This is a genomic window from Kitasatospora sp. NPDC127116, from assembly GCF_042677365.1.
In the GTDB taxonomy this organism is placed as follows: Bacteria; Actinomycetota; Actinomycetes; order Streptomycetales; family Streptomycetaceae; genus Kitasatospora; species Kitasatospora lactacystinica.
On sequence record NZ_JBHXTL010000020.1, the window covers coordinates 1 to 14040 of the forward strand.

General features: G+C 72.3%; 11 protein-coding genes. 10 read left to right on the top strand and 1 reads right to left on the bottom strand.

Features of this window, described 5'->3' with window-relative positions; all coding sequences use genetic code 11:
* Window positions 1-148: 148 nt before the first annotated feature.
* Window positions 149-934: a transcriptional repressor LexA gene (gene lexA, locus ACFVHV_RS11625; RefSeq protein WP_380350895.1), complete on the bottom strand. Its 786-nt coding sequence runs from the start codon at window positions 932-934 to the stop codon at window positions 149-151.
* A gap of 451 nt (window positions 935-1385) precedes the next feature.
* Between lexA and nrdR the strand changes: the two genes are divergently transcribed.
* The 10 genes from nrdR to ACFVHV_RS11675 all read left to right on the top strand — a co-directional run bounded on the left by nrdR (window position 1386) and on the right by ACFVHV_RS11675 (window position 13844).
* A complete protein-coding gene (nrdR, locus tag ACFVHV_RS11630) occupies window positions 1386-1886 on the top strand; it encodes a transcriptional regulator NrdR (protein WP_359907050.1) in 501 nt (166 codons plus the stop codon).
* Between the two features lie 207 nt (window positions 1887-2093).
* Window positions 2094-4979, top strand: coding sequence for a vitamin B12-dependent ribonucleotide reductase (locus ACFVHV_RS11635; protein WP_380350844.1), 2886 nt, complete (start codon window positions 2094-2096; stop codon window positions 4977-4979).
* A gap of 171 nt (window positions 4980-5150) precedes the next feature.
* Window positions 5151-5915: an SDR family oxidoreductase gene (locus ACFVHV_RS11640; protein WP_380350897.1), complete on the top strand. Its 765-nt coding sequence runs from the start codon at window positions 5151-5153 to the stop codon at window positions 5913-5915.
* Window positions 5916-6219: 304 nt separating this feature from the next.
* On the top strand, window positions 6220-8001 hold the full coding sequence (locus ACFVHV_RS11645) for an ATP-binding protein (RefSeq protein ID WP_359907044.1): 1782 nt from the start codon (window positions 6220-6222) through the stop codon (window positions 7999-8001).
* On the top strand, window positions 8001-8438 hold the full coding sequence (locus tag ACFVHV_RS11650; protein WP_359907041.1) for a roadblock/LC7 domain-containing protein: 438 nt from the start codon (window positions 8001-8003) through the stop codon (window positions 8436-8438). Before ACFVHV_RS11645 ends, ACFVHV_RS11650 begins: the two co-directional genes overlap by 1 nt.
* On the top strand, window positions 8435-8803 hold the full coding sequence (locus ACFVHV_RS11655) for a DUF742 domain-containing protein (RefSeq protein WP_380350846.1): 369 nt from the start codon (window positions 8435-8437) through the stop codon (window positions 8801-8803). Before ACFVHV_RS11650 ends, ACFVHV_RS11655 begins: the two co-directional genes overlap by 4 nt.
* Window positions 8804-8894: 91 nt before the next feature.
* Entirely contained in the window at window positions 8895-9626 is a 732-nt protein-coding gene (locus ACFVHV_RS11660) for an ATP/GTP-binding protein (RefSeq protein ID WP_380350899.1), read from the top strand.
* Window positions 9623-10867, top strand: a complete 1245-nt coding sequence (locus tag ACFVHV_RS11665) for a cytochrome P450 (protein ID WP_380350848.1) — start codon at window positions 9623-9625, stop codon at window positions 10865-10867. The genes ACFVHV_RS11660 and ACFVHV_RS11665 overlap by 4 nt, the downstream gene beginning before the upstream one ends.
* Window positions 10868-10902: 35 nt before the next feature.
* Window positions 10903-12117 (top strand): cytochrome P450, encoded by a 1215-nt coding sequence (locus ACFVHV_RS11670; protein WP_359907032.1) that lies wholly within the window; start codon window positions 10903-10905, stop codon window positions 12115-12117.
* 338 nt (window positions 12118-12455) lie between these two features.
* The gene (locus ACFVHV_RS11675) at window positions 12456-13844 is read left to right on the top strand and encodes an ABC transporter substrate-binding protein (RefSeq protein WP_359907030.1); all 1389 of its coding nucleotides are present in this window, start codon (window positions 12456-12458) and stop codon (window positions 13842-13844) included.
* Window positions 13845-14040 lie beyond the last annotated feature (196 nt).

The following is a 14040-nucleotide window of genomic DNA, read 5'->3' on the forward strand; positions in this document are numbered from 1 at the left end:
TACACTGATATCTACACACCAAAAATCGTGGGCTGCTTCTTTTGTTTATACGAGACTGGGCCGGGGGGCTCCCGGGCCGGGAACGCCGGCGGGGCCCCCCGCACGAGGGGTGGACCCCCTTCCGGTGCCGTCGGCCGCGGCACAGGAGTCAGAGGCGGCGCAGGACCGCGACGACCTTGCCCAGGATGGTCGCGTTGTCGCCGTTGATCGGCTCGTACGCGGAGTTGTGCGGCATCAGCCAGATCCGGCCGTCCTCGCGCTTGAGCCGCTTGACGGTGGCCTCGCCGTCGATCATCGCGGCCACGATGTCGCCGTTCTCGGCGACCGGCTGGCGGCGCACGGTGACCCAGTCGCCGTCGCAGATGGCGGCCTCGATCATCGAGTCGCCGCGCACGGTGAGCGCGAACAGCTCGCCCTCGCCGACCAGCTGGCGGGGCAGCGGGAAGACGTCCTCGACCGTCTGCTCGGCCAGGATCGGCCCGCCGGCGGCGATCCTGCCGACCAGCGGGACGTAGGAGGTGGACGGGCGCCCGGCCGTCTCGGCGGTGTTCGGGCGGGCCACCTCGACGCCGCGGACCTCGTAGGCGCGCGGGCGGTGCGGGTCCCGGCGCAGGAAGCCCTTGCGCTCCAGGGCCATCAGCTGGTGGGCCACCGAGGAGGTGCTGGACAGGCCGACGGCCTGGCCGATCTCGCGCATGGACGGCGGGTAGCCGCGGCGCTGGACGGAATCCCGGATGACCTCGATCACCCGGCGCTGGCGCTCGGTGAGACCGGCCTCGTCGGTGCGGATCCCGGGGGGGCGGCCGGGCATCGCGCGGGCGGGGGAGGGATGGCCGTCGTCCAGGGCGGCGGAGTGTTCGATCGGCTGGTCCGGAACGCGGGCCGTTCCGGACAGGGCCGCGCCGGGGAGACGGTGGTCTTCGCTACGGTCCATGCTGATGTCCAGACCCTGTTGATTCGTGGTGCGCTGCCCCACCTTGAACTGGGAGTGTTCCTGCACCGGGATGGTGTTGCTTTCGATCGTGTTCACGGCGGCCCCTCTCGACGGCTGTCCTCTCCCCTTTTCCAGCCCAACGCGCCTCCTATCGAAAGGTTGCGCCAAACACACGTTCGAGTGAATTATTCGGGAGTTGACTGACTCGATCAAGGCTTTGTTGTACATCGAGTAAATGTTCGAGCAGAACTCGACTCCGGCAGTCTAATCGGCGCCGTCGCGGCATCGACACGCCATGGTGCTCACCTCCCCCGGACTCCTAGATGTAGTGGCTACAGTCATCATCCGTGCCCAGTACTAGTGGTCACCCCGCATGATCGGCTTGCCCAGGCCGGGGGCACATCGCATAGACTCAAGAGGTCCGAACGTTCTGCCAGGGAGGGATCCCGAGGTGCACTGCCCCTTCTGCCGGCACTCCGACAGCCGTGTTGTCGACAGCCGGACCACCGAGGACGGCAGCTGCATCCGCCGCCGTCGGCAGTGCCCGGACTGCGGCCGCCGCTTCACCACGGTGGAGACGGCCGCGCTGATGGTCATCAAGCGCAGCGGCGTCACCGAGCCGTTCTCCCGGCAGAAGGTCATCACCGGCGTCCGCAAGGCCTGCCAGGGCCGCCCGGTCACCGAGGACGCGCTGGCCCAGCTCGGGCAGCGGGTCGAGGAGTGCGTGCGCGCCAGCGGCAACGCCGAGCTGACCACCCACGACGTGGGGCTGGCCATACTCGGCCCGCTCAAGGAGCTCGACGTGGTCGCCTACCTGCGCTTCGCCTCCGTGTACCAGGCGTACGACGGACTTGAGGACTTCGAGGCCGCCATCGCGGAACTCCGCGTCGAACGGCCCCGCGCCCCCGAGGCGGACGACACCCCCGTGTCCGTCTCCGCCGCCGCGCCCTAGCGGACGCCGGCACCGGGCCCCGGGCGGGCCCCGTCGCACCACCATGGCCCCGCGGGGCCCACGCGTGCCCGAAAACGGGGCACAGAACACTACAAACCGTGCGCAAGCAGGCAAGGTCTCCGCCTGCCCGCACACCGGAAGAACGAACCAGCAGTGCCCGGACTTTTCAGGGCACTTCGGGCGTTTGCCCAGGAGGAGGAGCGAGAAGTGACAGACACCACGAGCGGTTCGGCGCGCGGGTCGAAGTCCGAGAAGGCCGCGGTCAAGGGCGCCAAGGCGCCGAAGGGCGGCCTCCCGATGGAGCGCATCTACACCACTCCTGGCGTGCACCCGTACGACGAGGTCCGCTGGGAGCGGCGTGACGTCGTCATGACCAACTGGCGCGACGGCTCGATCAACTTCGAGCAGCGCGGCGTCGAGTTCCCCGACTTCTGGTCGGTCAACGCCGTCAACATCGTCACGTCCAAGTACTTCCGCGGCGCCGTCGGCACCCCGCAGCGCGAGTGGAGCCTGAAGCAGATCATCGACCGCGTGGTGCTCACCTACCGCGCCGCCGGTGAGAAGCACGGCTACTTCGCCACCAAGGACGACGCCGAGATCTTCGAGCACGAGCTGACGCACGCCCTCCTCCACCAGGTGTTCAGCTTCAACTCGCCGGTCTGGTTCAACGTCGGCACCAAGCAGCCCCAGCAGGTCAGCGCCTGCTTCATCCTGTCCGTCGACGACTCCATGGAGTCGATCCTCGACTGGTACAAGGAAGAGGGCATGATCTTCAAGGGCGGCTCCGGCGCCGGCCTCAACCTCTCCCGGATCCGCTCCTCCAAGGAACTGCTCTCCTCCGGCGGCAACGCCTCCGGCCCGGTCTCCTTCATGCGCGGCGCCGACGCCTCGGCCGGCACCATCAAGTCCGGCGGCGCCACCCGCCGCGCGGCCAAGATGGTCGTCCTCGACGTGGACCACCCGGACGTCGAGGCCTTCATCGAGACCAAGGTGAAGGAGGAGGAGAAGATCCGCGCCCTGCGCGACGCGGGCTTCGACATGGACCTCGGCGGGGACGACATCACCTCCGTCCAGTACCAGAACGCCAACAACTCGGTCCGCGTCAACGACGAATTCATGACCGCCGTCGAGAACGGCACCGAATTCGGCCTGCGCGCCCGGATGACCGGCGAGGTCATCGAGACCGTCGACGCGAAGAAGCTGTTCCGCAAGATGGCCGAGGCCGCCTGGGCCTGCGCCGACCCCGGAATCCAGTACGACACCACCATCAACCACTGGCACACCTGCCCGGAGTCCGGCCGCATCAACGCGTCCAACCCCTGCTCCGAGTACATGCACCTGGACAACTCCAGCTGCAACCTCGCCTCGCTGAACCTGATGAAGTTCCTGCGCGACGACGACTCGTTCGACGCGGCGACCTTCTCCAAGGTCGTCGAGCTGGTCATCACCGCCATGGACATCTCCATCTGCTTCGCGGACTTCCCCACCGAGAAGATCGGCGAGACCACCCGCGCCTACCGCCAGCTCGGCATCGGCTACGCCAACCTCGGCGCCCTGCTGATGGCCACCGGCCACGCCTACGACAGCGAGGGCGGCCGCGCCCTGGCCGGCGCCATCACCTCGCTGATGACCGGCACCGCCTACCGCCGCGGCGCCGAACTCGCCGGTGTGGTCGGCCCGTACGACGGCTACGCCCGCAACGCGGCCCCGCACCAGCAGGTCATGAAGCAGCACGCCGACGCCTCGCTGGACGCCGTCTCCCACGACGACCTGGACGCCCCGGTCTGGCTGGCCGCCAACAAGACCTGGCAGGACGTGCTGCGCGTCGGTGCGCAGAACGGCTTCCGCAACGCCCAGGCCTCGGTGCTCGCCCCGACCGGCACCATCGGCCTGATGATGGACTGCGACACCACCGGCGTCGAGCCCGACCTGGCCCTGGTCAAGTTCAAGAAGCTGGTCGGCGGCGGCTCGATGCAGATCGTCAACGGCACCGTCCCGCGCGCCCTCAAGCGCCTCGGCTACCAGGACGAGCAGATCGAGGCGGTCGTCGCCCACATCGCCGAGCACGGCAACGTGGTGGACGCGCCCGGCCTGAAGGCCGAGCACTACGAGGTGTTCGACTGCGCGATGGGCGAGCGTGTCATCTCGGCCATGGGGCACGTGCGGATGATGGCCGCGATCCAGCCCTGGATCTCCGGTGCCATCTCCAAGACCGTGAACATGCCCGAGTCCGCCACCGTCGAGGAGATCGAGGAGATCTACTTCGAGGCGTGGAAGATGGGTGTCAAGGCACTCGCCATCTATCGCGATAACTGCAAGGTCGGCCAGCCGCTCTCGGCCAAGAAGAAGGACTCCGAGTCCAAGCCCGAGGCGGCTGCCCCGGCCGCCGCGGTCGAGAAGGTGGTCGAGTACCGCCCGGTCCGCAAGCGTCTGCCCAAGGGCCGCCCGGGCATCACCACCTCCTTCACGGTCGGTGGCGCCGAGGGCTACATGACCGCCAACTCCTACCCGGACGACGGTCTGGGCGAGGTCTTCCTGAAGATGTCCAAGCAGGGCTCGACCCTCGCGGGCATGATGGACGCCTTCTCCATCGCCGTCTCGGTCGGCCTCCAGTACGGCGTGCCGCTGGAGACCTACGTCTCGAAGTTCACCAACATGCGCTTCGAGCCGGCCGGCCTGACCGACGACCCGGACGTGCGGATGGCGCAGTCGATCGTCGACTACATCTTCCGCCGCCTGGCACTCGACTTCCTGCCGTTCGAGACCCGCTCGGCGCTCGGCATCCACTCCGTCGAGGAGCGCCAGCGCCACCTGGAGACGGGCTCGTACGAGCCGCTGGAGGCCGAGGAGCTCGACACCGAGTCGCTCGCCCAGTCCGCCCCGGTCGCCGCCAGGCCGGCCGTGGTCCCGGCCCCGGCCGTCGAGGCGCCCAGGACGGCCCCGAAGCAGGCCCACAACTCCACGGAGCTGATGGAGATCCAGCTCGGCCTCAACGCCGACGCCCCGCTCTGCTTCTCCTGCGGCACCAAGATGCGCCGCGCCGGCAGCTGCTACCTCTGCGAGGGCTGCGGCTCCACCAGCGGCTGCAGCTGATCACGCTCGACCCCGGTTTTCACCCGATGAGGTGAAAACCTGAGGCGGGGCGAGGACTTCACGGTCCTCGCCCCGCCTTTTTCGTGTTCCCGGGAATGCCGATGTCACGTTCGGGGGTGGTGTCCGGTCCACAGGGGGTGACGGGTTCTGCCGAGAAGGAGTGGTGCGGTGATGGGAACGGTGCTGGTGACCGGGGCGACGGGGACGCTCGGGCGGGAGGTGGTGCGGCTGCTGGTGGCGCGCGGGGTGGCGGTGCGGGGGCTGAGCCGGCGGGCGCGGGCCGGGGGCGACGGGGTCGAGTGGGTGGTGGGCGACCTGGTGAGCGGCGCCGGGATCGCGGAGGCGATGGCCGGGGTCGAGGTGGTGGTGGACTGTGCGACCACGCAGAAGAAGGAGGACCTGGCCGGGGTCCGGACGCTGGTGGCGCGGGCCCGGGAGGCCGGGGTGCGGCACCTGGTGTACGTGTCGATCGTCGGGATCGACCGGGTGCCGATCGCGTACTACAACACGAAGCTCGCCTGTGAGCGGGTGGTGCGGGAGTCGGGGCTGGGCTGGACGGTGCTGCGGGCGACGCAGTTCCACGACCTGGTGCTGAGGTTCTTCGACGCCTCCGTGAGGCTGCCGGTCTTCCCGGTGCTGAGCGGGACGGCGTGCCAGCCGGTGGACGTGCGGGAGGTGGCGGCGGCGGTCGCGGACCTGGTGGGGGAGGAGCCGGCCGGCTTCTCGCCGGAGGTGGGCGGCCCGCAGGTGCGTTCGTACCGGGAGCTGGCCGAGGCCTACCTGCGGGCGGCGGGCAGGCGCCGGTTGCTGCTGACGCTGCGCGTGCCGGGTGCGGCCGGCCGCGGGTTTCGGGCGGGCGGCAACCTGACGCCGGACCGGGCGGTGGGCCGGGGGACCTTCGAGGAGGCGCTGGAACGGCGGTTCGGCGGCCGCTGAGTTCGGCGGCGGCCGACAGGGGCCGGCCCCCGGGGCGTGAACCGTGGCACGCGGGTGGGCGTCGGTGGTGTCGCAGTGTGGTGTGGACGGTGTGAAAGCAGGAGATTGGCCGTCAACTGGCCACTTGAGGCCTATGTCTGAATCGATATGATCGGCCGAAAGCGTGAACCGATCAGACGCCCGGAGACGTTTCATGACGTCGCCGGGCGGTCCGGTATGCGCCCGACCCAGCTGTCGGCGGCCGCGACCGTCGCCGACCCGCCGCCCGCGCCGCCGCCCGCCGACGTTGCCGAGGACCGCACCGATGAGAGAAGCCACCAGCCCCGACGGCCGATCGCGCCGACGGCCCGCGCCGCGCACCGTCGCCCTGACCGCGGCCGCCGTGCTGCTGGCGCTGGTCGCCGCACCGGTCGGCGTCGTCCGGGCGTTCGGCGCGCACCAGCCGCTCACCGCCCTCGCGGTGGTCGCCGTCACGGTGCTCTGGCTGATCGCCGTCGGCCTCGCCTCGACCGGTGCGGAGCGCGCCCGCGGGCTGACCGAGGAGCTGGCCGCTCAGCACGAGGAGACCCGGGCCGCGCTGGTCGCCGCGGGCACGGCCCGGCAGGCCGAGACGGCCGCCGCCGACCGCGCCGCCGCCGCGCTCGCCGAGCGGGACGCCGCCCGCGCCGAGCAGTCCCGCGCCGAGGCGGACGTCACCGCCGCCCACACCGAACTGGCCCGGCTGCGGGCCGAACTCGACGCCGAGCGGGCCGGGGCGCAGACGGAGCGGGCCCGGGCCGAGTCGGAACGCGCCGAGCTGGCCCGGATCGTCGAGGGGGTGCTGCCCGAGGTGGTGGCGAAGCTGCGGGCCGGCGCCGCGGTGGACAGCGCGCTGGCCGCCCACCGCAAGCACCCCCAGTACGCGCTGCTGCGCGCCGTCGGCGAGGAGATCGGCCGCGGCGAGCGGCTGCGGGCCGCCGCCCTGGCCGTCTGCGCGACCGCCGCCGGGCGGGTCCAGGCGCTGGCCACGAGCATGCACGCCGAACTGCGCGAGATGCAGCACCGGCACGACGAGGAGGTCCTCGGCGACCTGCTGAGCCTGGACCACTCGACCGCCCAGGCGGGCCGGATGGCCGACAGCATCGCGGTGCTCACCGGCGCCCGCTCGGGCCGCCGCTGGGCCAAGCCGATCGCGGTGGAGTCGGTGCTGCGCGGCGCGCTCGGCCGGATCGGCGCCTACCAGCGGGTGCGGCTGCACAACGCCAGCACCGCCGCGGTCGCCGGGTACGCGGCCGAGGGCGTGATGCACGCGCTGGCCGAACTGCTGGACAACGCCACCAACTTCTCCGCCCCGCCGGCCGAGGTGCACGTCTACGTCGAGGAGGTGCCGGCCGGGCTGGTGGTCACCGTCGAGGACAGCGGGCTGGGGCTGAGCGACAGCTGGCTGCGCCGGGCCGAGCGTGCCGTCTGCGCCGAGCCGCTGGACCTCACCACGCTCTCCGCCGGTACCCGGCTGGGGCTCGCGGTGGTCGGCGTGCTGGCGCGCAAGCACGGGCTGCAGATCTCCTTCCGGCCTTCGGCGCGCGGTGGCACCGGCGTGGTGATGCTGATCCCGCCGCGGCTCGTCACGCACCCGGTGCCGACGGCCGCCCCGGCGCCCGTCCAGGCGTCCGTCCCGGCGCAGACGCCGCCCGTGGAGACCGCGCGCCCCGCGCTCACCTCGGCGCGTCCCGCACCCGTCTCCCTGCCTCCGGTGCCCGCCTCCCTGCCTCCGGCGCCCTCCGCGCAGCGGACCCCGGCCGGGGCGCCGACCGCCACCGGGACGCAGACGTCCACCGCGCCCGCCCTGCCGGCCGCGCCCGCCCGGATGACCGACAGCGGCCTGCCGCAGCGCCGGCGCGGACAGACGCTGGCGACCGGCGCCCCCGCGACGGCCCGGACCGCGAAGGCCGTGAGCACCGACGCGGTCGGCGCGGCCGCCCGGTTCGGCGCGTTCCGCCGGGCCGCCGCCCGTCCCGCGGGGGCCGAGCAGCCCCCCGCCGGGGCGCCGACCACGGATCCCGACACCATGCCCGACGCTTCCCCCGTCACCGAGAAGGACACCTGATGAGCAGTGCCACCGACCGCGACCTCGACTGGCTGTTGGAGAACCTGCTGGCGGCGACCCCCGGCACCCGGCACGCCCTGGTCCTCTCCGCCGACGGCCTCAAGCTCTGCCACACCGCCGGACTGAGCACCGACCAGGCCGACCAGCTGGCCGCCATCGCCTCCGGCCTGCAGAGCCTGGCGCACGGCGCCTCCATCGAGTTCGGCGACGGCAGCGGCGGCGTACGGCAGTCGATGACCGAGTTCCACGGCGGCATCCTGTGCATCGTGGCGGCCGGTGAGGGCGCGCACCTCGCGGTGGTCACGGACGACGACGCGGACGTCGGCGTGGTCGGCCACAACATGCACGGCCTGATCGAGCAGATCGGGGTCCACCTCAGCGCGCCCGCCCGGGAGGCGGAGGGCGAGGCCGCCGCGCGAGAGAGCGCCGGCATATGACTGCCGGGCCGGTGCTGCCGGGCCGTGACGACGACCCGGACCGCCTCTACACCATCACCCGGGGCCGCAGCCGGGCGCCGGAGAACGCCTTCGACCTGGTCACCCTGATCGTCGCCGAGCGGCAGCCGGCGCCGGGGATGCAGTCGGAGCACGCCCGGATCCTGCGGATGTGCGAGGCCCCGACCGCCGTCGTGGAGTTGGCGGCGGAGCTGGCGCTGCCCGTCTCGGTGGTGAAGATCCTGCTCGGCGACCTGCTGGAGTCCGGGGCGGTCACCGCCCGCCACCCCCGGTTCGCGACGAACAAGGCCCGGCTGCCCGACCTCGACACGCTGAAGCAGGTGCTGCATGGCCTCCAACGGCTCTGATGCGTGGGACGCCGATGTTGACGCCGACGCCGACGCGGGTGCCGCTGCCGCTGCCGCTGCCGGCGTCCGGCCCGCCGGCGCGCGCACCCCGCTGCGGGCGACGGCCGACAACGCGCTGAAGATCGTCGTGGTCGGCGGCTTCGGGGTGGGCAAGACCACCCTGGTCGGCTCGGTCAGCGAGATCCGCCCGCTGAACACCGAAGAGGTGATGACCAGGGCGGGCGAGGGCATCGACCCGGCCGGCGCCTGGGGCAAGCGCTCCACCACGGTCGCCTTCGACTTCGGCCGGATCACCCTCTCCGAGCGCCAGGTGCTGTACCTGTTCGGCGCGCCCGGCCAGGAGCGCTTCTGGTTCCTCTGGGACCGGCTGTTCAGCGGCGCCCTGGGCGCGGTCGTCCTGGTGGACACCCGGCGGCTGGAGGACTCCTGGTACGCGATCGACCGACTGGAGCACCACGGCACGCCGTTCATCGTGGCCCGCAACAACTTCGGCGAGCCCGGCCACACCCTGGAGCAGGTCCGTGAGGCGCTGGACCTGCCGGCCGGGGTACCGCTGGTGGACTGCGACGCGCGCGACCGCGAGTCCGGCAAGCAGGTGCTGATCGCCCTGGTCCACCACCTGGCCGCCCTGGCCGGGGCCGACGAGGAGGCCCTGACCGGCGGGGCCGCTCCGGCCGTTGCCGCCGGGGTCGATGCCGCCGGGGCCGTTGCCGCCGGGCGCGATGCCGCTCCGGCCGTTACCACCCGGGCCGTTGCCGCCGGGGCCGAGGAGCCCGCCCAGGCAGGGTCCCGCACCGTGATCTACGAGGAGAGCACCCCGTGACCGAGCCCGCCGCCACCCCGCCCCCGGGCTGCCCGGCGCACGCCGGCGCCACGCCGCTGTACGGGCCGCGCTTCCAGACCGACCCGTCCCAGCTCTACCGCGAGCTGCGCGCCGCGCACGGCCCGGTCGCCCCGGTCGAGCTGGCCGGCGGCGTGCCCGCCTGGCTGGTCATCGGCTACCGCGAGCTCCAGCAGGTGACCGGCCGGCCGCAGCTGTTCGGCCGTGACTCCAGCCGCTGGCACGCCTGGGAGACGCTGCCCGCCGACTGGCCGCTGAAGCCGATGATGGCGCCCGTGCCGTCGATCCTCTACGCCGAGGGCGAGGAGCACGTCCGGCGTTCGCGCGCGGTCACCGACGCGCTGGCCGGGATCGACCCGTACGAGCTGCGCAAGCACGCCGAGGAGATCGCCGACCGGCTGATCGACGAGTTCGCCGGGCGCGGCGAGGCCGATCTGGTCGCCGAGTACGCGCACCGGATGCCGCTGCTGGTGCTGTGCCGGGTGCTCGGCCTGGACGAGGAGCAGGCGCCGCAGCTGATCGCGGCGCTGCTGGCGATGCTGGACGGCGGCCCGGACGCGCCGGCCGGCGCCCAGCGGCTGTTGGAGCTGATGCTCGCGCTGGTCGAGGAGAAGGCGGAGTACCCGGGCGCCGATGTCGCCTCGCGGATGCTGGCGCACCCGGCCGGGCTGACCCACGACGAGGTGATGCGCGACCTGCGGGTGCTGCTGATCGCCGGCCACCAGCCGAGCTCGTACTGGATCTCCAACGCGCTGCGGCTGATGCTCACCGACGAGCGGTTCGCCGCCTCGCTGGCCGGCGGCCGGCGCAGCATCAGCCAGGCGTTGAACGAGGCGCTCTGGGAGGACACCCCGACCCAGATCTTCGCCGGCCGCTGGGCGGTCCGTGACACCCAGCTGGGCGGCCAGCGGATCGCCGAGGGGGACATGGTCCTGCTGGGCTTCGCCGGGGCCAACGCCGATCCGGCGGTCCGGCAGGCGGACGGCCGCGCGGCGGAGGGGAACCGGGCGCACATGAGCTACTCGTACGGCGAGCACGGCTGCCCGTTCCCGGCGCAGGAGGCGGCCGAGGTGATCGCCACCACCGCGATCGAGGTGCTGCTCGACCGGCTGCCGGACCTTCGGCTGGCGGTGGCCGAGCACGCGCTGGTGTGGCGGCCGTCGGCCTGGGTGCGGGGGCTGGTGGCGCTGCCGGTCTCGTTCACCCCGGGCCACCCGGCCTGATCATTCAACACCCGCCGTTCGAAAGAGAGTTGTCGATGACCGCTGCCCCGGCCCGAATCGTCCTCGACCCGCTGGCCCGTGACAACGCGGCCGAGGGTGCGCTGCTGCGGGCCGCCGGTCCGGCGGTGCCGGTCGAGCTGCCCGGTGGGGTCGCCGCCTGGGCGGTGACGCGGCACGCCGCCGCGCGCGACCTGCTGACCGACGCCCGGCTGGTGAAGGACGCCGCGCACTGGGCGGCGTACCAGCGCGGCGAGGTGCCGAAGACCTGGCCGCTGATCGGTCTGGCGGTGCCCGGCCCGAGCATGGTGACCACGGACGGCGCCGAGCACCGCCGGCTGCGGGCGCTGGTCGCGCAGGCCTTCACCCCGCGCCGGGTGGAGCTGATGCGTCCGCGCGTCGAGGAGATCACCCACGCGCTGCTGGACGCCCTGGCGGCGGGCGAGCCGGTGGTGGACCTGAAGACGGCCTTCGCCTTCCCGCTGCCGATGACGGTGATCTGCTCGCTGCTGGGCGTTCCCGAGTCGGACCACGGCCTGCTGCGCGACCTGTACGAGCGGTTCTTCGGCATCAAGCCGAACCCGGAGGGCATCCAGGCGACCGTCGCCGCACTGAACGCCTTCGTCAACGGCCTGGTGGCGCAGCGTCGTTCGGCTCCCGGCGAGGACCTGGCGAGCGTGCTGCTGGCGGCCGACACCGAGGGCGGGGCGCTGACCGACGCGGAGGCTGCGGCCACCCTGCGGGTGATCATCGCGGCCGGCCACGAGACCACGGTGAACCTGATCGGCAACGCGGTGCGGGCGCTGCTGACCCACCCGGACCAGTTGGAGCTGGTGCGCTCGGGCCGGGTGTCCTGGGACGCGGTGGTGGAGGAGTCGCTCCGCTGGACGCCGCCGACCAGCAACTTCCTGTTCCGTTTCGCCGCGCAGGACATCCCGGTGGGCGAGGTGGTGATCCCGGCGGGTGAGCCGGTGCTGGTCTCGTACAACGCGATCGGCCGCGACCCGCTCCAGCACGGGGTGACGGCCGAGGTCTTCGACCTCACCCGGGACCCGGCCCGCCACCTGTCCTTCGGGCACGGCCCGCACGTCTGCCCGGGCTCCCCGCTGGCCCGGCTGGAGGCGGGGATCGCGCTGCCCGCGCTGTTCGAGCGCTTCCCGGGGCTGTCGCTCGCGGTGCCGGACGCCGAGCTGCGGCCGAGCCCCTCGCTGGTGGTGAACAGCCTGCGGGAGCTGCCGATCCGGCTGTTCTGACCTGATGCATCGTCATGTCATCGGCCCCGTCCGGATTTCCGGTCGGGGCCTTCGACTTCTGGCGGTGGCGGTCCGGGAACCGCCTGGTCGCGGGTCACGGTCGGGACACCGGCTTGTGAAGGTCGAACGTGGACCTTGGCGAGGGGCGGCGGCTGCGTTAACGTCTTCGATCAGTCCGGACGCGGCTCGCCCGTGATCCCGTCCGCGATCCCCGTCCGCGATCCCCGTTCGTGATCCCCGTCCGTGATCCCCCGTCCGTGACCCCCTGGCCCATCTCCGGTACAGCGCGATGTCGTTCAGCCCACCGTCGGCAGCACGCCCTGGCGAGGAGAACCGCATTGACCCTCAACCCGACCGCGCAGCACCCGGGTTACCGCCGTCGTCCGGTCGCCGCGGCCGCCCTGGTGGCGGCGCTGGCGCTGACCGCGGCCTGTTCCAACAGCTCCGGCGGTTCGGGCGGCGGCGGGGGCGGATCGGCCGCGTCGCTGTCCGGTGACTGCGCCGCGTACCAGCCGTACGCCGGACACGCGGGTACCACGGTGACGATGTTCGCCTCGATCCTGAGCCCGGAGTCGGACAACCTGGAGAAGTCCTGGGCCGAGTTCAGCAAGTGCACCGGGATCAAGATCAGTTACGAGGGCTCGAACGACTTCGAGTCCCAGCTGCCGGTCCGGGTTTCCGGGGGCAACGCCCCGGACTTCGCGATCATCCCGCAGCCGGGTCTGCTGGCGCAGATGGTGAAGAGCGGCAAGGTGGTGAAGCCGCCCGCCCAGACCGTCGCCAACCAGGACAAGTGGAGCCCGATCTGGAAGACCTACGGATCGGTCAACGGCACGTTCTACGCGGCCCCGATGAGCGCCAACATGAAGTCCCTGGTCTGGTACTCGCCGAAGGCCTTCAAGGCGGCCGGCTACGAGGCGCCCAAGACCTGGGCCGACCTGATGGCGCTCAGCGACCGGATCGCCAAGGCGGGCGGCGCCAAGCCGTGGTGCGGCGGCATCGCCTCCGGAACGGCCACCGGCTGGCCGGCCACCGACTGGCTGGAGGAGGTGGTGCTCGGCTCGTACGGCGGCGAGGTGTACGACCAGTGGGTCGGCCACCAGGTGAAGTTCTCCGACCCGAAGATCACCACCGCGATGAAGACGGTCGCCGACTGGATGCAGAACCCGGCCTGGGTCAACGCGGGCTTCGGTGACGTGAAGTCGATCGCCACCACCACCTTCCAGGACGCGGGCACCCCGATCCTGAGCGGCAAGTGCATGCTGCTCCAGCAGGCCTCCTTCTACGAGGCGCAGTGGCCCAAGGGCACCAAGGTCGGCCCGGACGGGGACGTCTTCGCCTTCCACCTGCCCGCGGTGAACCCGTCGATCGCCAATCCGGTCGAGGGCGGCGGCGAGTTCCTGGCGGCCTTCTCCGGCCGGCCCGAGGTGCAGGCGGTGCAGAACTACCTGTCCAGCTCCGCCTGGGCGAGCAGCCGGGTGAAGACCGCGAGCGGCTGGGTCTCGGCCAACCAGGGCGTGGACAAGGGCCTCTACACCGACCCGATCGACAAGCTGTCGGCCGAGGCGCTGACCGACCCGTCGGCGACCTTCCGCTTCGACGGCTCCGACCTGATGCCGGCCGCCGTGGGCGCCGGACAGGAGTGGAAGTCGCTGACCGCGTGGTTCGCCGAGGGGCAGTCGATCCAGAAGACCGCCGCCGACATCGACGCCGCCTGGCCGCAGTAGCCGACGCTCCGCTCCGCTGCCGGCGGGAGCAACCGACGCGTCGGTTGTGCTGCCGGCGCGAGCAACCGAGGCGCCGGTCCGCTGCCGGCGCACTGGGACCACCTGTCGAGGGCGGTGCGGGGCCACCCACCCCCCCCCCCCCCCCCCCAACCCCCACCCCCCCAAGGGCCCCCAACCCCGTGCCGGAACCGCATAA

Coding starts and splice junctions, on each gene's coding strand:
- lexA (WP_380350895.1), bottom strand. CDS start 934: ATGGACCGTAGCGAAGACCACCGTCTCCCCGGCGCGGCCCTGTCCGGA.
- ACFVHV_RS11640 (WP_380350897.1), top strand. CDS start 5,151: ATGGGAACGGTGCTGGTGACCGGGGCGACGGGGACGCTCGGGCGGGAG.
- ACFVHV_RS11645 (WP_359907044.1), top strand. CDS start 6,220: ATGAGAGAAGCCACCAGCCCCGACGGCCGATCGCGCCGACGGCCCGCG.
- ACFVHV_RS11650 (WP_359907041.1), top strand. CDS start 8,001: ATGAGCAGTGCCACCGACCGCGACCTCGACTGGCTGTTGGAGAACCTG.
- ACFVHV_RS11655 (WP_380350846.1), top strand. CDS start 8,435: ATGACTGCCGGGCCGGTGCTGCCGGGCCGTGACGACGACCCGGACCGC.
- ACFVHV_RS11670 (WP_359907032.1), top strand. CDS start 10,903: ATGACCGCTGCCCCGGCCCGAATCGTCCTCGACCCGCTGGCCCGTGAC.